The 19,666-nt window shown below is 59.7% G+C and carries 18 protein-coding genes, 1 tRNA gene and 1 riboswitch; of the genes, 12 read left to right on the top strand and 7 right to left on the bottom strand.

Annotated elements, in window-relative coordinates:
• The first annotated feature begins 23 nt into the window (after positions 1–23).
• From mdtD to yegS, 5 genes are all read left to right on the top strand, one after another.
• Positions 24–1,430 carry a multidrug transporter subunit MdtD gene (gene mdtD / locus H7K56_RS12315; RefSeq protein ID WP_031280060.1) on the top strand — a complete coding sequence of 469 codons (1,407 nt, stop codon included), beginning with the start codon at positions 24–26 and terminating at the stop codon, positions 1,428–1,430.
• Positions 1,427–2,812 carry an envelope stress sensor histidine kinase BaeS gene (gene baeS, locus H7K56_RS12310; protein WP_058757282.1) on the top strand — a complete coding sequence of 462 codons (1,386 nt, stop codon included), beginning with the start codon at positions 1,427–1,429 and terminating at the stop codon, positions 2,810–2,812. The genes mdtD and baeS overlap by 4 nt, the downstream gene beginning before the upstream one ends.
• A gap of 9 nt (positions 2,813–2,821) precedes the next feature.
• Positions 2,822–3,529 (top strand): envelope stress response regulator BaeR, encoded by a 708-nt coding sequence (gene baeR / locus H7K56_RS12305; RefSeq protein WP_031280058.1) that lies wholly within the window; start codon positions 2,822–2,824, stop codon positions 3,527–3,529.
• A gap of 139 nt (positions 3,530–3,668) precedes the next feature.
• Positions 3,669–5,039 carry a prephenate-dependent tRNA uridine(34) hydroxylase TrhP gene (gene trhP / locus H7K56_RS12300; protein WP_021509309.1) on the top strand — a complete coding sequence of 457 codons (1,371 nt, stop codon included), beginning with the start codon at positions 3,669–3,671 and terminating at the stop codon, positions 5,037–5,039.
• 229 nt (positions 5,040–5,268) lie between these two features.
• A complete protein-coding gene (gene yegS / locus H7K56_RS12295; protein WP_150360799.1) occupies positions 5,269–6,168 on the top strand; it encodes a lipid kinase YegS in 900 nt (299 codons plus the stop codon).
• A 132-nt stretch (positions 6,169–6,300) separates the two neighbouring features.
• On the opposite strand, the gene H7K56_RS12290 is transcribed toward yegS, so the two are convergent.
• On the bottom strand, positions 6,301–7,422 hold the full coding sequence (locus H7K56_RS12290) for a Gfo/Idh/MocA family protein (protein ID WP_150360798.1): 1,122 nt from the start codon (positions 7,420–7,422) through the stop codon (positions 6,301–6,303).
• 308 nt (positions 7,423–7,730) lie between these two features.
• Here H7K56_RS12290 and H7K56_RS12285 point away from each other — a divergent pair.
• Positions 7,731–7,806 (top strand) — tRNA-Asn (locus tag H7K56_RS12285).
• A gap of 55 nt (positions 7,807–7,861) precedes the next feature.
• Here the strand turns inward: H7K56_RS12285 and H7K56_RS12280 are convergent.
• The 3 genes from H7K56_RS12280 to H7K56_RS12270 are packed head-to-tail and all read right to left on the bottom strand — an operon-like array spanning position 7,862 to position 10,139.
• Complete coding sequence (locus H7K56_RS12280) at positions 7,862–8,635, bottom strand: molybdopterin-binding protein (RefSeq protein WP_150360797.1); 774 nt, start codon at positions 8,633–8,635, stop codon at positions 7,862–7,864.
• The gene (locus tag H7K56_RS12275) at positions 8,632–9,462 is read right to left on the bottom strand and encodes a cytochrome b/b6 domain-containing protein (RefSeq protein ID WP_150058663.1); all 831 of its coding nucleotides are present in this window, start codon (positions 9,460–9,462) and stop codon (positions 8,632–8,634) included. The genes H7K56_RS12280 and H7K56_RS12275 overlap by 4 nt, the downstream gene beginning before the upstream one ends.
• A 41-nt stretch (positions 9,463–9,503) precedes the next feature.
• Complete coding sequence (locus tag H7K56_RS12270; protein ID WP_150360796.1) at positions 9,504–10,139, bottom strand: hypothetical protein; 636 nt, start codon at positions 10,137–10,139, stop codon at positions 9,504–9,506.
• 230 nt (positions 10,140–10,369) lie between these two features.
• Between H7K56_RS12270 and H7K56_RS12265 the strand changes: the two genes are divergently transcribed.
• The 5 genes from H7K56_RS12265 to H7K56_RS12245 all read left to right on the top strand — a co-directional run bounded on the left by H7K56_RS12265 (position 10,370) and on the right by H7K56_RS12245 (position 15,957).
• Complete coding sequence (locus H7K56_RS12265; RefSeq protein WP_150360795.1) at positions 10,370–10,915, top strand: chorismate mutase; 546 nt, start codon at positions 10,370–10,372, stop codon at positions 10,913–10,915.
• 297 nt (positions 10,916–11,212) lie between these two features.
• Positions 11,213–12,223, top strand: coding sequence for a Zn-dependent oxidoreductase (locus H7K56_RS12260; protein ID WP_150360847.1), 1,011 nt, complete (start codon positions 11,213–11,215; stop codon positions 12,221–12,223).
• Positions 12,224–12,374: 151 nt separating this feature from the next.
• Complete coding sequence (locus tag H7K56_RS12255) at positions 12,375–13,658, top strand: MFS transporter (protein ID WP_150360794.1); 1,284 nt, start codon at positions 12,375–12,377, stop codon at positions 13,656–13,658.
• A gap of 52 nt (positions 13,659–13,710) precedes the next feature.
• On the top strand, positions 13,711–15,171 hold the full coding sequence (locus H7K56_RS12250; RefSeq protein WP_150360793.1) for a mannitol dehydrogenase family protein: 1,461 nt from the start codon (positions 13,711–13,713) through the stop codon (positions 15,169–15,171).
• Between the two features lie 99 nt (positions 15,172–15,270).
• On the top strand, positions 15,271–15,957 hold the full coding sequence (locus H7K56_RS12245) for a GntR family transcriptional regulator (RefSeq protein ID WP_021509299.1): 687 nt from the start codon (positions 15,271–15,273) through the stop codon (positions 15,955–15,957).
• Between the two features lie 213 nt (positions 15,958–16,170).
• Here the strand turns inward: H7K56_RS12245 and fbaB are convergent, their stop codons facing one another.
• From fbaB to thiM, 3 genes are all read right to left on the bottom strand, one after another.
• On the bottom strand, positions 16,171–17,223 hold the full coding sequence (fbaB, locus tag H7K56_RS12240) for a class I fructose-bisphosphate aldolase (RefSeq protein ID WP_058757271.1): 1,053 nt from the start codon (positions 17,221–17,223) through the stop codon (positions 16,171–16,173).
• A 146-nt stretch (positions 17,224–17,369) separates the two neighbouring features.
• Complete coding sequence (gene thiD, locus H7K56_RS12235) at positions 17,370–18,170, bottom strand: bifunctional hydroxymethylpyrimidine kinase/phosphomethylpyrimidine kinase (protein WP_104188485.1); 801 nt, start codon at positions 18,168–18,170, stop codon at positions 17,370–17,372.
• Positions 18,167–18,952: a hydroxyethylthiazole kinase gene (gene thiM / locus H7K56_RS12230; protein WP_150360792.1), complete on the bottom strand. Its 786-nt coding sequence runs from the start codon at positions 18,950–18,952 to the stop codon at positions 18,167–18,169. The genes thiD and thiM overlap by 4 nt, the downstream gene beginning before the upstream one ends.
• A 33-nt stretch (positions 18,953–18,985) precedes the next feature.
• Positions 18,986–19,082: riboswitch (TPP riboswitch) on the bottom strand.
• Between the two features lie 345 nt (positions 19,083–19,427).
• Here thiM and H7K56_RS12225 point away from each other — a divergent pair.
• On the top strand, positions 19,428–19,625 hold the full coding sequence (locus tag H7K56_RS12225) for a hypothetical protein (RefSeq protein WP_021509295.1): 198 nt from the start codon (positions 19,428–19,430) through the stop codon (positions 19,623–19,625).
• Positions 19,626–19,666: the final 41 nt, after the last annotated feature.

The following is a 19,666-nucleotide window of genomic DNA, read 5'->3' as shown; positions in this document are numbered from 1 at the left end:
GAAACTGTTAACACGGGATGACCATGAACGCACAAACCGCCACTGTCCGCTGGCAACTGTGGATTGTGGCCTTCGGCTTTTTTATGCAGACGCTGGATACCACGATTGTGAACACCGCGATACCGGCGATGGCCCACGATCTCAACGTCAGCCCGCTGCATATGCACTCGGTGATTGTCTCCTACGTGCTCACCGTGGCGGTCACGCTGCCGCTCAGCGGCTGGCTGGCGGACCGCTTTGGCGTGCGCAACATCTTCTTCTGCGCCATCGTGCTGTTTAGCCTCGGTTCGCTGCTGTGTGCCTTCGCCACGTCACTTGACCAGCTGGTGATGGCGCGCGTGGTCCAGGGCATTGGCGGCGCGATGATGGTGCCGGTCGGCCGGCTGACGGTGATGAAGATCGTGCCGCGTGAGCAGTACATGTCGGCCATGACCTTTGTCACCCTGCCCGGCCAGATTGGCCCGCTGCTCGGCCCGGCGCTGGGCGGCATTCTGGTGGAGTATGCCAGCTGGCACTGGATCTTCCTGATTAACATTCCGGTCGGCATCATCGGTGCCATTGCTACGCTGCTGCTGATGCCGAACTACACCATGCAGACGCGACGCTTTGACTTCCTCGGTTTTGTGCTGCTGGCGGTCGGCATGGCTACGCTGACGCTGGCGCTCGACGGCCAGCGCAGCGCCGGCGGCTCACCGCTGCTGCTGTGCCTGCTGATTCTGCTGGGGGTGTTTTCCCTGTTGTTCTACCTGATGCACGGTCGCAACAACGATAACGCGCTGTTTAGCCTGAAGCTGTTTGACAACCGCATATACGCCATCGGCCTGCTCGGCAGCTTCACTGGCCGCATCGGCAGCGGCATGCTGCCGTTTATGACGCCGATTTTTCTGCAGGTGGGTCTCGGCTTTAGCCCGTTCCACGCCGGTCTGATGATGATCCCGATGGTGCTGGGCAACATGGGTATCAAACGCGTGGTGGTGCGCATCGTAAATCTGTTTGGCTATCGTAACGCGCTGGTGGGCGGCACGCTGGCGCTGGCGCTGGTGGTGCTGCTGTTTCCCGTCGTGGCGCTGCTCGGCTGGATCTGGCTGCTGCCCGTGGTACTGCTGTTGCAGGGCATGGTCAATGCCATCCGCTTTTCGTCCATGAATACCCTGACGCTGAAAGAGCTGCCGGACGAGCTGGCCTCGAGCGGCAACAGCCTGCTGTCGATGATCATGCAGCTGTCGATGAGTATCGGCGTCACCGTGGCCGGTCTGCTGCTCGGCGCTTTCGGCCATGGCGCGGTGAGCGACAGCGCCGCGACCCATCAAACCTTTATGTACACCTATCTGTGCATGGCGCTGGTGATTGCGCTGCCGGCGCTGGTGTTCTGGCGCGTACCCGCCGATGTGAGTAAAAACGTGGACCTGAGAGGCAGGAGAAAAGGATGAAGCAGCCGGTAAAACTCGGCATCAGCGCCAAACTGTTTATGGCGATTTTTTCCACCTGCATGCTGGTGATCATCACCATGCACTGGGGCGTGCGCCTCAGCTTTGAGCATGGCTTTGTCGATTACATCAAAAAGGGCAATGAGCAGCGCCTGACGCTGCTGAGCGATGCGCTGGCCGATCAATACGAACAGCACGGTAGCTGGGATTTTTTGCGTAACAACGACCGGCTGATTTTCACCATTCTGCGCTCGCTGGAACAGAATCCCGGCAGCGGCACTCAGCTGCCGCCGCACGGCTGGCGCACCCAGTTCTGGATTATCGATCAGCAGTACAAAATATTGTCCGGCCCGCGCTCGCCGGTGCCGCCGGAAGGCTCGCGCCGCAATATCACCACCAGTAACGGCAAGATTGTTGGCTGGGTGATTGCCTCGCCCGCCGAGCGGCTGACGCGCAGCACCGATATCAATTTTGACCATCAGCAGCGTCAGACCAGCTGGCTGATTGTCGGCCTCACCACGCTGCTGGCCGCGCTGGTCACCTGGCTGCTGGCGCGCGGCCTGCTGGCACCGGTGAAACGGCTGGTGGACGGCACCCATCAGCTGGCGGCGGGCAAATTTACCACCCGGGTGGAGGTTGGCAGCAGCGACGAAATTGGTCAGCTGGCGCGCGACTTCAACCAGCTGGCGCGCTCGCTGGAGAAAAACGAGAGCAACCGGCGCGCCTTTATGGCCGATATTTCCCACGAGCTGCGTACGCCGCTGGCGATTTTGCGCGGTGAGCTGGAGGCGATGCAGGATGGCGTGCGCAAGCTGACGCCCGACGCCATCAGTTCGCTGCAGAGCGAAGTCGCGCTGCTGACCCAGCTGGTGGAAGACCTGCACCAGCTGTCGCTCTCCGACGCGGGCGCCCTCGCCTACCGCAAACAGCCGGTGGATCTGGTCAGTCTGCTGGAGGTGGTGGCGGGCAGTTTTGGCGAACGCTATCGCAGCCGGGGGTTGACGCTCAGCCTGATGCTGCCGGCACAGGCCAGCAGCTTTGGCGATCCGGACCGGCTGATGCAGCTGTTTACTAACCTGCTGGAAAACAGCCTGCGCTACACCGATGCCGGCGGCACGGTGCAGCTCAGTATGCAGCTCAGCGGCGAGCAGTGGCAGCTGCAGTTTGCCGACAGCGCACCGGGCGTCGAGCGCCAGCAGCAGGCACAGCTGTTTGAGCGCTTCTTCCGCGCCGAAAGCTCGCGCAATCGCGCCAGCGGCGGCTCCGGGCTCGGTCTGGCGATCTGCAAGAATATTGTTGAGGCGCATGACGGCAGCATTAATGCGGCCGACTCTGATTTAGGTGGGCTGAAAATCACGCTAAACTTGCCGTATGTTCCTCACTAGACACCCTTTATGAGCACGGAAAATAGCGATCCCCTGATTCTTGTTGTGGAAGACGAACCCAAACTGGCGCAGCTGATGATTGATTATCTGCAGGCGTCAAACTACCGCACGCATCACCTCGCCGATGGCAACGCGGTACTGAGTTACGTGCAGCAAACGCCGCCGGACCTGATGCTGCTGGATTTGATGCTGCCGGGCCGTGACGGCCTGACGCTGTGTCGGGAAATTCGCCGCTTCTCCGAGCTGCCGATTATCATGGTGACCGCACGCACGGAAGAGATTGATCGCCTGCTCGGGCTGGAGATTGGCGCTGACGACTATATCTGCAAACCCTTCAGCCCGCGTGAAGTGGTGGCGCGGGTGAAAACCATTCTGCGCCGGGTGAAACGTTCGCCAGAAGAGGCGCAGCTGGCCTCGCATCTGCTGATCGACGAAGGGCGTTTTCAGGCCAGCTGGCGCGAACAGCCGCTGGAGCTGACGCCCGCCGAGTTCCGCCTGCTGAAAACGCTGGCGCTGGAGCCGGGCAAAGTGTTCTCGCGCGAGCAACTGCTGAACCATCTGTATGACGACTATCGCGTGGTCACCGATCGCACCATTGACAGCCACATCAAGAACCTGCGGCGCAAGCTGGAGAACCTTGATGCCGAACAGCCGTTTATTCGCGCCGTGTACGGCATGGGATATCGCTGGGAAGCGGATGTTGGCCGCCTGCTGTAACCGCTTAGATTGATCCAGGTCAATTTACATCGGGAGTCGCCCTGCCTACAATTCCCCACCTTTTGCAGGGCCGCCTGACGCGGCCGCTGCACGTGCCATCCGTGATGGCATGCTGACCTGACATCAGTGAGAACTCCCCATGCTTAAACCCGAACTGCTTTCGCCGGCAGGCACGCTGAAAAATATGCGTTACGCCTTTGCCTACGGCGCCGACGCGGTCTATGCCGGCCAGCCGCGCTACAGCCTGCGCGTGCGCAATAACGAATTCACCCATGAAAACCTCGCCAAAGGCATCAGCGAGGCGCACGCGCTCGGCAAGAAGTTTTACGTGGTGGTGAATATTGCCCCGCACAACGCCAAGCTGAAAACCTTTATCCGCGATCTGACGCCGGTCATCGAAATGCAGCCGGATGCGCTGATCATGTCTGATCCCGGCCTGATCATGCTGGTGCGTGAAGCCTTCCCGCAGATGCCGATTCACCTGTCGGTGCAGGCTAACGCGGTGAACTGGGCCACGGTGAAGTTCTGGCAGCAGATGGGGCTGACGCGCGTGATTCTGTCACGCGAGCTGTCGCTGGAGGAGATCGCCGAAATTCGCCAGCAGGTACCGGAGATGGAGATTGAAATCTTTGTTCACGGCGCGCTGTGCATGGCCTACTCCGGCCGCTGCCTGCTCTCTGGCTATCTGAATAAGCGCGATCCCAATCAGGGCACCTGCACTAACGCCTGCCGCTGGGAATACAACGTGGCCGAAGGCCAGCAGGATGAGGTCGGCAACATTGTTGGCTTCCATCAGCCGGTTGCGGTGCAGCCCGCGACGCTCGGCGTCGGTCAGCCCACCGACCGGGTATTCCTGCTGGAAGAGAAGATGAAGCCAGGCGAGGTGATGAGCGCGTTCGAAGATGAGCACGGCACCTACATCATGAACTCGAAAGATCTGCGCGCGGTGGCGCACGTCGAACGCCTGAGCCAGATGGGCGTGCATTCGCTGAAAATTGAGGGCCGCACCAAATCGTTCTACTACTGCGCGCGCACCGCGCAGGTGTACCGCCGCGCAATCGACGATGCGGCCGCCGGCAAACCTTTCGATCCGGCACTGCTGGAGACGCTGGAAGGGCTGGCGCACCGCGGCTATACCGAAGGTTTTTTGCGTCGCCACACCCATGACAGCTATCAAAACTACGAGCAGGGTTTTTCCATTTCGGAGCGTCAGCAGTTTGTTGGTGAATTCACCGGTGAGCGGCGCGGTACGTGGGCGCAGGTGGCAGTGAAGAACAAGTTCATGCTGGGCGATAGCGTAGAGATCATGACGCCGGACGGCAATCTCAACTGCACGCTGCAGGCGATGCAGAATGACAAGGGTGCCGCGGTTGAAGTCGCTCCGGGAGATGGTCATCGCGTCTGGATCAGCGTGCCGGAGGGGGTCGATCTGGCCTATGCGCTGCTGCTGCGCAATTTTACCGACGGTAACAGCACTTACGATCCGCACGGTAAAAATCGCACTAAATGAAAAGAAAACGGCGAAGTTAGAACAGGATCACAGACCGCCGCTTCGCCGCGCTTTAGAATCGCGCCTGCTGCTAACGAGTAACAACAAACAGCAGGTAGTACCAGGAACCACCTCATTCACCCGCCCGGCTCCCCCGTGCGGGTTTTCTTTTTTTCATCGTTCGCCGATAAAGTTCCCGCCGCAGCTATGCTATAACCACAGCTCTGTCTTACTCATCAGGGAAGCGATAATGCAAAATAAACCCCTCACTTTGCTGATTCTGAATGGAAAAGGCGCAGGCAATGAAGAGTTGCGTGCCGCCGTGAATACCCTGCGCGACGAAGGCTTTAACCTGGCGGTGCGCGTGACCTGGGAAAAAGGCGACGGTGACCGCTACGTGCAGGAAGCGCTGCAGCTGCAGGCGGAAACCGTGGTGGCTGGCGGCGGCGATGGCACCATCAATGAGATTGCCACCGCGCTGGCCGCCCTGCCGCCAGCGCAGCGGCCGGTGCTGGGGATTTTACCGCTTGGCACTGCCAACGATTTTGCTACCAGCGCCGGTATCCCGGCAGAAATGGAAGCGGCACTGCGGCTGGCGGTGCTGGGCAAAGCCATGGCCATCGATCTGGCGCGGGTTAACGGCGACCGTTACTTCATCAACATGGCGACCGGCGGTTTTGGCACACGCATCACTACGGAAACGCCGGAGAAACTGAAATCGGCGCTGGGCGGCGTCTCCTATTTTATTCATGGCCTGATGCGCGTTGATGCGCTGAAGCCGGACAGCTGCGAAATCAGCGGACCGGGCTTTCACTGGCAGGGTGACGCGCTGGTGATTGGCATTGGCAATGGCCGTCAGGCCGGTGGCGGACAGCGGTTGTGTCCGGAAGCGCTGATCAATGACGGACAACTCAATCTTAGTATCGTAACCGCTCAGGAGCTGCTGCCAACGCTGCTGCACTCGCTGACGCGCGACGATGAAAACCCGAACATTGTCGCGGCACAGCTGACGTCACTGACCATCCGTTCACCGCATGAGATGACCTTTAACCTCGACGGCGAGCCGCTGTCCGGCAGCGAGTTTGTGATTGAGGTGCAGCCAGGCGCGTTGAGCTGCCGCCTGCCGCCGCAGTGTCCGTTGCTGGCGTAATCTTTGGAAAATTTCTGCATTATCCCGGTGCGCATAAATGCGCACCCTGTGAGGATCGCCATCCCTGCACGCACAGTGTAGGGTCGCCATTGATGGCGACCGGTGACGTGCGTCTGCGGCTGACGCTCTGCATCACACCTTCATCCAACGGCGCTCCACGGCGGAAATCGCCACCGCTTCCAGCACCTTCTGCACCTGCAGCCCTTCGGCAAAATCCGGCCACATGCGATCGCCGGCGGCGATGCCGTTAATCAGATCGCGAATCTCGACCGTTTTCTGATCGTTAAAACCGATGCCGTGGCCGGCCGAGACGCAGAAGCTGGCGTAATCCGGGTGCGCCGGACCGGTGAGAATGGTTTTAAAGCCCTGGCGACCGGCCGGATCGTCGTGCAGATACAGTTCCAGTTCAGCCATGCGCTCCTGCGTGTAGCGCAGCGTGCCTTTGGTGCCGGTCACCACATAAGTCAGCCCCATCTTGCTGCCGCAGGCGATACGCGAGGTTTCAATCACGCCGTGCGCGCCATTTTTAAAGCGCAGCAGCGCGCTGGCCTGATCTTCATTTTCCACCGGCAGCAGACGTGACGGCGCCTTCGGATCCGGTCGCTGTTTGATCACCGTCATCATGTCACCGCTCACCTCATCAATATCACCGACCAGATAGTGCGCCATGTTGACGATATGCGCCGCCAGATCGCCAAGCGCGCCGAGACCGGCCAGCGCTTTCTGGCAGTGCCAGTCGAGCGGCGTCTCCGCGCGCGCCAGATAATCTTCGTTATGGGTGCCGTAAAAGTGCACCACCTCGCCGATCTCACCGCGCGCAATAATCTCCCGTGCCAGCTGACTGGTGGGGTTTTTCATGTAGTTGAAGCCTACCAGGGTTTTCACCCCCGCCTGCTCTGCCGCCTGCACCATCTCTTCGGCATCGGCCACCGAGAGCGACAGCGGCTTTTCGGAGTAAACGTGCTTGCCGTGGCGAATCGCCTCCAGCGCCATCTCTTTGTGCAGGAAATTGGGCGCGCAGATATCGACCACGTCGATGTGCGGATCGCGCACCAGCTCGCGCCAGTCGCCCGTCGAACGGGCAAAGCCAAACGTCGTCGCCTGCTGCGCCGCCAGCGCCGGATTCACCTCTGCCAGCATCTCGCGCACAATCTCACCCTTGAGGGCGAACACCGTGGGTGCCTGCGCATAGGCAATCGCGTGACAACGCCCAATATATCCACTGCCAATCATACCGATTCTGACTTTGTTCATGCTGCACCTGCGGTTCACGGGGATGAGTTTCCCGGAATATATGTTTCGTTTTGGGCGGCGACAACGGCGAAATGAAATATCTGTGATCATACATGCGAGGTATCTGACAGACGCGACAAATCAGAATGTAATTTTGCATAGCATTGGTGACATCTCTCACAATCAGGCACAGTGCTGGCGCTAATTCGCGCCATCGCGCGGGCCCGCGTCGGGCAATTGACGCTTTATTCAGCAGTCAGAAAAAATTGTGAAAAAGAGCTTTGACAAGCCACAGCCTGCCCGATAATATGCGCCCCGTTCCAAACGATTCCTCTGTAGTTCAGTCGGTAGAACGGCGGACTGTTAATCCGTATGTCACTGGTTCGAGTCCAGTCAGAGGAGCCAGATTTAGAAAAGCCTGCTTTTATAGCAGGCTTTTTGCTTTTCTGCGTTCTGCCGGTTAGATACCGCCATACCACTCATAGCCGCGATCTTCCCAGTAGCCGCCGCGTCCGCCCCACAGCTGGGCAAACGAATCCACCACTTTAATTTCCATCAGATACTTGGCGTGCTTGTAACCGAGCTGGCGCTCGACCCGGAGACGCAGCGGCGCGCCGTGCGCGACCGGCAGCTGCTGATCGTTCATACGGTAGGCCAGCAGCGTTTGCGGATGCCATGCATCCTGCAGATCGATACTTTCGTAGTAGCGCCCGCTGCCGTCCAGCGTCTGCTCCAGCTCGTCGGCACACAGGAACACTACGTAGCGGGCACCTGGCCGCAGGCGCGCCGCATCCAGCACCAGTCCGAGCGGTACGCCCTGCCATTTGCCAATCGCGCTCCAGCCCTCCACGCAGTCGTGACGGGTGATTTGCGTGCGGCTAGGGAACCGCTGCAGATCGCTGAGCGATAAACTCAGCGGCTGCTGCACCAGCCCGGTGACGCGCAGCCGCCAGTCGGCAAACCCGTTCGCCAGCAAACGCGCATACTCGTCGGAGTCGGGCATTTGCGTGCCGTTGGCGCGGAACAGCGGCGAAATATCGGCCTCGCTGAACTCTGGTGCCAGCCGCTGGCCGCCCAGCAGGCGCTGGCTGGCACGCGTCAGCCGCTCGGTCTGATTGAGCCAGCCGCTGACCGTGTCGTTTTGCGTCAGTTGATCGCAACCGCTCAGCAGCGCCGCGCCGGCGCCGGACAGCGCGCCCAGCAGCAGGCGGCGACGCGACAGCTCGATTTTCATGATGGGGTATCCTCTTTGTCGATCGCGTAACGTCCGGTGATCATCGAACGCAGGTTATTGAACACGCCTGACACCAGCACCATCACTACATGCACCAGCACAAACAGCACCAGCAGCGTTGCGGTGATAAAGTGCACCGTGCGCGCCGTGGGACGGCCGCCAAACAGATCGGGTAAAAACGGCAGCGCCGCATCCAGCGCTGGCGACAGGGTTAATCCACTGAGCAGCATCAGCGGCAGCAGTATGAAGATCACCAGCAGATAGCTGAGTTTCTGCAACGCGTTATAGCGCCGCGCCGCTTCACCGCGGGCGAAGCGCAGCCGGGCGTGGTCGCAAATCTCCTGCCACAAATGACGCGCGCCCAGCTGCTGACGGTCGGGCAACAGATCGCGGCGAAAGTGCCGGTGCCAGAAACCGTGCAGCAGATAAATCACGCCGTTGAACAGCAGCAGCCAGGCAAAAAAGAAGTGCCAGTGGCGACCGGCTCCCAAATCCTGCCACGACGGCAGCGTCAGCCAGCCGGGGAACGCGCGCGCCGTCAGCGTGCCCTCCAGCTTCGAGACACCGAGCACGCCGGTGGTATTCAGTTGCAGCGAGCCGAGCCGGACAAATCCCTGCTGCTGACGATTGCCGATTTCAAACACCGGCTGCTCATGGTCTGCGCCATACAGGCCGACATACAGACGTGGATGCGCATTAAAGATTTGCAGTCCGCTCATCAGCAGTACGGCAAAACACAGGGCGTTGACCCAGTGCGTCACGCGCACCAGCAGCGAATGACGACGGATTAGCGTTTTACTGCGGGAAGGTGAAGGCTGTTGCATCATCGAGCCCCTTACCAGCCAGGCGAGGCCTGGCTGGAGCCGGATTACATCGGCGGCACTACGCCGTTTTTGCCGACAATGATATTGCCTGCGGTGAGCTTACCGTCGGCGCCTTTCTCGGCCGGAACAAACACCGTGGTGCCGGGTTTCAGGTCATCCGTGGTAGCGGCGGCCAGTGTCACCACCGGCGTACCGGCCGGAATGGCAATTTTTTTCTGATGGCCGTGATAGCTCACCGTCACTTCGCTGTTGTCCACCGAGGTGACGCTATTGGCGACCGTGGCGTTGGTCATTGAGCTGCCCGGCTTCAGATCCCAGCTGAAGTTGCCCTCGCCAGCACCTTTCAGCTGCGCCGGGAAAATCAGCACTTCGAGCGCGCCATCACCGCCGCCCGCTTTCGGCAGCGAGGCTATGCCCACGTAATCGCCCTTTTTAATGTCGCTGATGCTGGCCTTCGCCACCGCAGACACCATCGCGCCTGGCTTCATGGCCACGCTGACATCCGATCCTTCGCGTGACTTGATAGTGAGCTGCTGCCCGTTTACCGATTCAACAACGCCACGTACCTGCACTTTTTGCCCTGCCATCTCTGCCGCCATCGCCAGCGACAGCGTGGCGCCGGCCAGCAGTGAACCGGCAATCAGCAGTGAAAGGCGTTTGTAATGTGATAAGACCGTCATGGAGTATTCCTTTTGATGATAAGCGCTGCCTCAGCGGCAGCCCTGTGCCAGAAATCATTCAACCCAAAGCGCAATAACATTGCGGCAAAAGGCGCTGGAAAACAAACCTACTAGTTGGTAGATTAAAAAACAAGATAATTTTTCACCCTGTACTTTGTCATGTCATTATTTTGTCTTAGCCTGAGCCTCGCGCAGATCCAGCGCCTGGGTTGAACATTGGGAGCATCAGTATGGAAATGCAGTTACGATCGGCCACGTTAGCGCTGCTGATTTGCAGCTGTTCCGCCGCCGCGGCAGAACTCAGCAGTCCTTCGCCGGGCCAGCTTATTAACACGCGTTTGTCTTACATGAAGGATGTGGCGGGTTATAAAGCGCAGCATCATCAGCCGATTGAAGATTTGGGTCAGGAGCGCAAGGTGCTGGACAAAGCCCTGGCGGAAGCGCGTCAGCTGGGTCTGGACGATGCCACGGTGCAGCCGTTTATTCAGGCACAGATGGATGTGGCGAAAGCGGTGCAGTATCGCTATCGCGCCGACTGGCTGGCAACGCCGGAGCCGCACTGGCAGCCGCGTCCGCTGGATGAAGTGCGCAAAAGCATTGGTCATTACAGCGACGCGATTCTGACGCAGCTTGCCGCGCAGTTGAAACAGGGCGCGACGCTGCAGGCACCGCAAAAGGCCGAATTTATGCGAGACATTCAGCAGCGCAACGTGTCATCGCAGGATAAAGAGCTATTGTGGCGCACGCTCAGCGCGGTAACGCTACGGCAGCCGTAATGTTGCGCGGCGAGCGTGCCGTCGATCGCAGCAGGCCTGTCATTTTACTGCGTTTTTCCCGGTTGCCATAAATGGCGAGCCTGCAAACTGGCTAATGACCTTACATGGTGCGCAGTGATGCGCACCGCAACGCCATTCTGAAACTTCTCTTTGCAACTACCCCATCCGCTCTGTGATTGCGTTCACAACTCTGCAACAGCAACTTGTATGGTAGTATTATTGCGCGTATTTTTTCGTCATTACTGTCGTGTTATTGCTGGTGTGCCGCACCTTGAGGCCACCTGCCAGGAGCTGATGATGAAAAGTGTGGTGATTGAACAACCGGGTGAACTGCTGCTGGCCGAGCGCGCGCTGGCGCAGCCCGCCGCTGATGAAGTACGGGTAAAAGTGAAATTTGCCAGCATCTGTGGCTCTGATGTGCACATCTGGCACGGTCACAATCCATTTGCCCGCTATCCGCGCGTCATCGGCCATGAGTTCTTTGGCGTGATTGACGCGGTCGGACAGGACGTTGATGCCAGCCGGCTGGGCGAGCGCGTGGCGGTCGATCCGGTGGTGAGCTGCGGCCACTGCTATCCCTGCTCCGTTGGCCGTCCTAATGTCTGTCAGTCGTTGCAGGTGATTGGCGTCCACCGCGACGGCGGCTTCAGCGAGTATGCGGTGGCGCCAGCCCAAAATGCTCATCGCCTGCCGGCGAGCATTCCCGACCAACTCGCCAGCCTGGTTGAGCCCTTCACCATTGCCGCGAATATCACGGCGTTCCTCAAACCGCAGCCACAGGATGTGGCGCTGATTTACGGTGCCGGTCCGATGGGGCTGACGGCGATTCAGGTGCTGAAAGGCGTGTACGGCGTACAGCAGGTGCTGGTGGTGGACCGCCTGCCGGAGCGGCTGGCGCTGGCGCAGCAAAACGGTGCCGATCGCCTGTTCAACAACAGCGAGATCCCGCTGGCGGCGCAGCTGGAAGGCGTTCAGCCGACGCTGATTATCGACGCCGCCTGCCATCCGGCGATCCTCGCTGAAGCGGCTGCGCTGGCCTCGCCGGCGGCGCGCATCGGCCTGCTCGGGTTTTCTGCTGAGCCGTGTAGCCTGACGCAGCAGGCGTTGACCAGTAAAGAGCTGTCGCTGTTTACCTCGCGCCTGAACAGCAACCGCTTCCCGCAGGTGATTGCGTGGCTGGAACAGGGACTGATCCAGCCGGAGAAACTGGTTACCCACTATTTCCCGCTGGCGCAGATCGAGCGCGCCATGACGCTGTTTGAACAAGACCCGCGCACCTGCTGCAAAGTGATCCTGCAAATGGATTGAATGATGCGCCACACCAGATGTCCCTGATGCCGGTGCGTACCCGCCGGCCACAACAATAATCCCCTGCATAAATCAGGCGCAGCGCCGCGGTCATCAAGGTCATCTCCCCGTGACGCTGCAGCCTGAAGAAGAACAGGGAAACGGAGTTTCTATGCTGAAGAATCTACGCTGGACCCTCGTACTGCTGCTGTTCCTGGTTTATATGATCAATTACCTCGATCGTATTGCCCTGTCGCTCACCGTGCCGCTGGTGGAAAAAGATCTGATGATCAATGCCGAGCAGTTCGGCCTGATTTTCGGCAGCTTCTTCTTCGGCTACGCGCTGTTCAACTTTATTGGCGGCTTAGCCACCGATAAATTTGGTCCGACGATTGTGCTCGGCACCGCCGTCGGCATGTGGTCGCTGTTCTGCGGTATGACCGCGCTGGCGACCGGTTTCTGGTCGATGATGATTCTGCGCGTGCTGTTCGGCATGGCGGAAGGTCCGATTTGCGCCTCGGCCAACAAAGCCATCAATGGCTGGTTCCCGAAAAAGCAGGCCGCCACCGCCATGGGCCTGCTGAGTGCCGGCTCCCCGCTCGGCGGCGCGGTCGCCGGGCCGATTGTCGGCTACCTGGCGCTCTCCTTCGGCTGGCGTCCGGCGTTTGTGGTGATCTGCCTGATTGGTCTGGTGTGGATGGCGCTGTGGTTCTTCTTCGCCGCCGATAATCCGGCGCGCAGTAAGCGCGTTTCTGCGCAGGAGCGCGCGCTGGTAGAGAAACTGAAAGCGGAAGAGCCGGCAGATATCATCGACGCGGACGGCAAAGCGCACGGCATGGGCTACTATCTGCGTCAGCCGATTATCCTCGTCACCGCGTTCGCCTTCTTCTGCTACAACTACATTCTGTTCTTCTTCCTGAGCTGGTTCCCGGCCTATCTGGTGCAGGCGCACGGGCTGGATATCAAAGCCATGAGCATCACGACCATGATCCCGTGGATTGTCGGCTTCATTGGCCTGGCGCTGGGCGGCTGGATTTCCGATAAAATCTTTAATATCACCGGTAAGCTGCTGCTATCGCGCAAGATTGTGCTGGTAGTGTCGCTGCTGGCGGCAGCGATATGTGTGGCGCTGGCGGGCACCATCAAAGAGGTGAATTCGTCAGTGATCATGATGTCGATCTCCATCTTCTTCCTCTACATCACCGGTGCCATTTACTGGGCGATTATTCAGGATGTGGTGCACAAGAGCCGCGTCGGCAGCATCAGCGGGTTTATTCACCTGATTGGCAGCCTGTCCGGCATTATCGGCCCGATCGTTACCGGCTTCATCGTGCAGCACACCGGCAAATTTGACAGCGCCTTTGTGCTGGCGGGCGTGGTGGCGGCCCTTGGCGCGCTGCTGGTGCTGTTTGTGATTCGCAGCCCGAAAGCCAGCGACAAACCGGTTTCCGTTTAATCGAATGACTCTGCCGGGGCGCCGCGCGCCCCGTTTGCCACAAGGATTATGCATGTTACAACCCGATCGCCTTCCCGCTGACGTACAGCGCCCCCGTTACGACCGCAGCCAGCTGAAAACCCGCATGGTGCACATCGGTTTTGGTGCCTTTCACCGCGCGCATCAGGCGCTGGCCACTGACCAACTGGCGCAGCACGGCAGCGACTGGGGCTACTGCGAAGTGAATCTCAACAGCGGCGCACTGATCGCCGCTCTGCGCCAGCAGGATTTGCTGTACAGCGTGACCGAAATGGCCGACGACAGCCTGCACACGCGTATTGTTGGCGTAATTACCCAGGCGCTGCACGCGAAAAGTGACGGTATTGAGGCGGTGATTGAAGCGATGAGCCAGCCGGAAATCGCCATCGTGTCGATGACGGTCACGGAAAAAGGCTACTGTTCGCTGCCGTCGAGCGGTCAGCTCGACCTGACGCATCCGGACATCGTGCACGATGTGGCGCATCCTGACGCGCCGCGCTCGCTGCCCGGCGTGATCCTGGCGGCGATTGAACGCCGTCGCCAGCGCGATCTGCCGCCGTTTAGCGTGATGTCGTGTGACAACATGCCGGAGAACGGCCACGTTACGCGCAATGTGATAACCCAGCTGGCGCAGCGTCGCAGCCCGGCGCTGGCGGATTACATTCAGACCCACCTCACCTTTCCCTCAACCATGGTGGATCGCATCGTACCGGCGATGACCGATGAGGCTTTCGCGACGCTGGAAGCGCGGCTGGGCAGTCGCGATCCGGTGGCGGTGGAGGCCGAATTTTTTTTCCAGTGGGTGATTGAAGATAACTTCGTCAGCGGCCGCCCGGCGTGGGAACAGGCCGGTGCGGAGCTGGTGCGTGATGTGCTGCCGTACGAAGAGATGAAGCTGCGCATGCTCAACGGCAGCCACTCGTTCCTGGCTTATCTCGGCTATCTGGCCGGGTATCAGCACATCAGCGATTGCATGGCCGATGCCAATTTTCGTCAGGCGGCGCGCGCGCTGATGCTGCAGGATCAGGCACCCACGCTGCGCACGCAGAATGTCGATTTGGTCGCCTATGCCGACTCGCTGATCGCCCGTTACGAAAACCGGGCGATTAAACATCGCACTTATCAAATCGCCACCGACGGCACGCAGAAACTGCCACAGCGCCTGCTGGATAGCGTGCGCTGGCATCTGCGTAACGGGACGGCCTGTGATTATCTGCTGCTGGGCGTAGCAGGCTGGATGCGCTATATCAGCGGCGTCGATGAGCAGGGCGCGGCGATTGAGATTCGCGATCCGCTCAGCGCGCAGCTGGCCAGCATTGTTGCCAATAGCGAGGATGGCCCGCAGCGCGTTGAGGCCTTACTGCGCCTGCAGGCGGTGTTCGGCGACGACTTACGTTATCACTCGGTGTTTGTTACGCGGCTTACTGAGCTGTATCAGCAGCTGCGTCTTACCGGTGCACGCGCCACGGTGCAGGCGCTGGTCACAGAAGGCTAAGCCGCCTGCACAAATGTGTAGCGCAGACGCAGCGTGCTGATTAGACTGACGCTTTCTCATCGGGCTGGCGGCGGCCAGCCGTAATACGGATATTGCTGCATGTCGATTGCCTATACCATAACCACCAGCGAACCGGTAAATCAGCAGATTTATCGCTATCTGCGGAAGGATATCGTGACCTGCGTGATCCATCCGGGCTCGCTGCTGTCGGAGAAAGAAGTGTCGGCGCGCTTCAACGTGTCGCGGCAGCCGGTGCGGGAAGCCTTCATCAAACTGGCGGAAGCCGGCCTGGTGCAGGTCCTGCCGCAGCGCGGCACCTTCGTGCGCAAAATCTCCGCCCAACGCGTGGCCGATGGCCGTTTCATCCGTGAAGCGGTGGAGATTGCCGTGGTTCGCCGCGCCGCGCTGGAGATCGCTGCCACCGGACTAATGGCGCTGGAACACAATCTGCAGCTGCAGCGTCTGGCAGCGGAACGCCACGACAGCCAGGCGTTTCTGGCGCTCGACGATGAGTTTCACCGGTTGATTGCCGAAGGCATTGACTGTCTGCTGGCGTGGGAGACGGTGGAGAACATTAAAGCGACGATGGACCGCGTGCGCTTTCTGACGCTGAGTGAAGTGTCGCCGCCGGAGAGCCTGATTCAGCAGCACGAAGAGATTTTTGCCGCGCTGAAAGCGCAAGATGCCGATGCGGCTGAGAAGGCGATGCGGCGACATCTGCAGGAGATGATTCTGACCATCACGCCGATTGCCGAGCGCAACAGCGAATGGTTTGAAGGGCCGTAGTGCTGTGGGGTGAGCTTGCGGTGGGGTGCGGTGTGATGCAGTGCGGTGTGATGCCCTCACCCCGGCCCTCTCCCACCGGGAGAGGGAGCTGTTCCAGTAAGCTGTCAGAGAATTAATACATTAAAAAACCGCACAAAACAGTCCCCTCTCCCGCTCGCGGGAGAGGGTTAGGGTGAGGGTAAGGGTGAAGGTGAAAAAACGCCCCTCACACCATCAGGCAATCGTCACATCCTTCGCCAGATACACATCCTGCACCGCATTAATCAGCGCCACGCCCTCTTTCAGCGACTTCTTAAACGCCTTGCGTCCGAGAATCAGCCCCATGCCGCCGGCGCGTTTATTGATCACCGCCGTACGCACCGACTCTGCCACATCGGTCGCACCAGCTGAAGCACCGCCGGAGTTGATCAGCCCGGCGCGGCCCATGTAGCAGTTGGCCAGCTGGTAGCGCACCAGATCGATCGGATTCTCACTGGTCAGCTTGCTGTACACGCGCTCATCGGTGTGACCAAACTTCACCGCGTTATAACCGCCGTTATTCTCCGCCATTTTCTGCTTCACAATGTCGGCACCAATGGTGGCCGCCAGATGGTTAGCCTGACCGGTTAAATCGGCGCTGGCGTGATAATCCACCCCATCCTTCTTGAAATCGTTGTTGCGCAGATAAGCCCACAGCACCGTCACCATGCCCAGCTCGTGCGCGCGCTCGAAGGCCGCTGCGATCTCCTCGATCTGCCGGCGTGACTGCTCAGAACCAAAATAGATGGTGGCGCCGACCGCAACCGCGCCCATATTGAATGCCTGCTCGACGCTGGCGTACAGCGTCTGGTCATACTGCGTGGGATAGCTCAGGGTTTCGTTATGGTTCAGCTTGACCATAAACGGGATGCGGTGCGCGTAGCGACGTGACACGGAGGCCAGCACGCCATAGGTTGATGCCACACAGTTACAGCCGGCTTCAATCGCCAGCTCGACGATATTCTTCGGGTCGAAATAGGCCGGATTGGCAGCGAACGAGGCGCCAGCAGAGTGTTCCACGCCCTGATCCACCGGCAGGATCGACAGATAGCCGGTACCCGCCAGACGGCCGGTGTTGTAGAGCGTCTGCATATTGCGCAGTACCGCAGGAGAACGATTGTTATCAATCATCACGCGATCGACATAATCCGCGCCCGGCAAATAAAGGCTGTCCGCTGGAATGGTCATGCAGCGATGTTGAAGAAGCGTATCCGCCTCTTTACCCAATAACTGTACGATGTCCGTCATGTTCGCTCCTGATAAATGGCTGGAAAAGAACCGGCACCTGCCGATTCGCCCCCACAGCCTGGACCGAAACGCGCCAGGCTGGCAAATTGCTGACTCCATTTTTCAGACGGATACGCAGTGAAAAAACGGCAATCTGGCGTTACGCCCTACCACCACTGATGGAAATGATGCACCGGCCCAATGCCGTGGCCGACCTCCAGCGAATCGGCGTGCAGCAGCGCCTGCTGCAGCCAGGCCTTGGCCTCCGCTACGGTGCCCGCCCAGTCCGCATGGCGCGGTCGCAATGCCGCCAGCGCCGCCGACAGCGTACAGCCGGTGCCGTGCGTATGACGGGTGTTAACGCGCGGTGCGGTAAAGCGCTGGCGGCCGGCACGGGTGATCAGCCAGTCCGGGCTTTCCGCATCGCTGAGATGACCGCCCTTCATCAGCACCGCTTCGCAGCCCAGTTCCAGCAGCGCATCGCCCTGCTGCAGCATACTCGCCTCGTCCTGCGCCATGCGGCAACCCAGCAGCGCCGCGGCTTCCGGCAGGTTGGGCGTGATCAGCGATACCTGCGGCAGCAGCCGTTCACGAATGCTGGCTACCGCATCGGGCGACAGCAGCGCATCGCCGCTTTTGGCAATCATCACCGTATCCAGCACCACAAACGGCAGGCTGGCGCGTTTCAGCTTCTCTGCCACCACCTCGACGATCGCCGTCTCCGCCAGCATACCGATTTTCGCGGCGTCAATGCGCACGTCGTTCAGCACCGAGTCGAGCTGCGCCGCAACAAATGCCGGTTCGATGCGATACACCGACTGCACGCCGCGGGTGTTCTGTGCCACCAGCGCGGTAATCACGCTGGTGCCGTACGCGCCGAGCGCGGAAAAGGCTTTCAGATCCGCCTGGATACCTGCGCCGCCGCTGGGATCGGTACCGGCAATGGTCAATGCATTGATGCGTTTCATGCTGCCACCTCCAGCGTCCAGAGCGCATCGAGAAAAGCGGCGACGAAGCTGCCGGGCCCTGCCACGCTGCGCGCGGCCTGCTCACCGGCCAGCGACATCAAGCGGCAGGCCGCTGCCACGTGCTGGATACGCTCGCCCGGCAGGCTGCTGCACGCCGCGACGACGGCGGATAGCGCACAACCGGTGCCGACCACGCGCGTCATCAGCGGGCTGCCGCCGGGAATCGCCAGCGTATGGCGGCCATCGGTGACGTAATCGACTTCGCCGGTTACCGCAACGATAGTCGTGCAGCGTTGCGCCAGCTGCTGCGCGGCGTTCAGTGCGGCATCGGCCTGATGCACGCTATCCACACCGCGTCCGCCCGTGGCCTGGTGGGCTAAGGCGAGAATCTCTGAAGCGTTGCCGCGAATGGCCGCCGGTCGCAGGCTCAGCAACAGCTGACAGAATTCCGTACGCAGGGTTAGCGCGCCTACCGCCACCGGATCGAGTGTCCACGGTGTGCCAGCCTGGTTAGCGGCCTGTACCGCCGCCAGCATCGCATCGCGGCGCTCACGGGTTAACGTACCGACGTTGATCAGCAGCGCATCGACAAAACCGGCAAACTGCGCCGCTTCATCGCCATCAATCACCATCGCGGGCGAAGCCTGCAGTGCCAGCAGCACGTTGGCGGTAAAAGTTTGCACCACGTCGTTGGTCATACAGTGCACCAGCGGTGCCTGCTGCCGCAGCAGTTGCAGAGAGTGCGCGAGTTGCGCCGGGGAAAGAGGGTCAGGCTGTGTCATAAGGCTCCCAACCGGCAATCAGGAAGGCGAATGCGGTCAGGCATCTGACTTCCCTACGCTGGCATTATCCAGATCAGGTATTACGGGTATTTCTCAGCCTTCACAAAGAAGGGCACCCCGAGTCATGCACGTCCGTGTCAGACGTGCCTTCACAGCATAAAGGGTCAGCTTAAAGTTGTAAATCCTGCGGCGGGTGCGCTTTTTTTGCCGGACAACGATGAGCAAAAATACGTGCGCTATCAATTTTCATGATTTTTTGATCATCAGGAAAATATAAACAAATCGACGGAGATCAATTTTCCCAAAAGCCCTAAAATTCATCAGGATAGTTAATTTAATCTGCCGGGGCAGTAGGCGGGAAATAAACAGAAGAAAGCGCGCAACTTGATTAATATCAAACCGGCCGGCGGCGTAACACGGCCTAATTCCCTTCCGGATTTGAAGACCGCTGTTTCACCTTCACCCGGAATCGCTAATGACTTTATTCAGTTTTCTTCCGCACGCGCATCACTGGCACAATATCACCATTTCCCGTCAAGGCGCCGTTGCCCCCGGCGGCCGTTACCGGTATTCCACGTACCTCGAAGCCGAATGCAAACGCTGCGGCGAGCGCATCCATAAAATTTATTATCGCGATATCAGCGATGAACAGGCGCGTCGCTGGCTGGGATAAAAAAAAGCCCCGCAACACAGGTTGCAGGGCGCTTGCGTGGC

Origin of the sequence: Pantoea dispersa, assembly GCF_014155765.1 — a bacterium.
GTDB classification, from domain to species: domain Bacteria; phylum Pseudomonadota; class Gammaproteobacteria; order Enterobacterales; family Enterobacteriaceae; genus Pantoea; species Pantoea dispersa.
The sequence above is the reverse complement of the archived record's forward strand: the minus strand, read 5'-3'. Positions and strand labels throughout refer to the sequence as shown.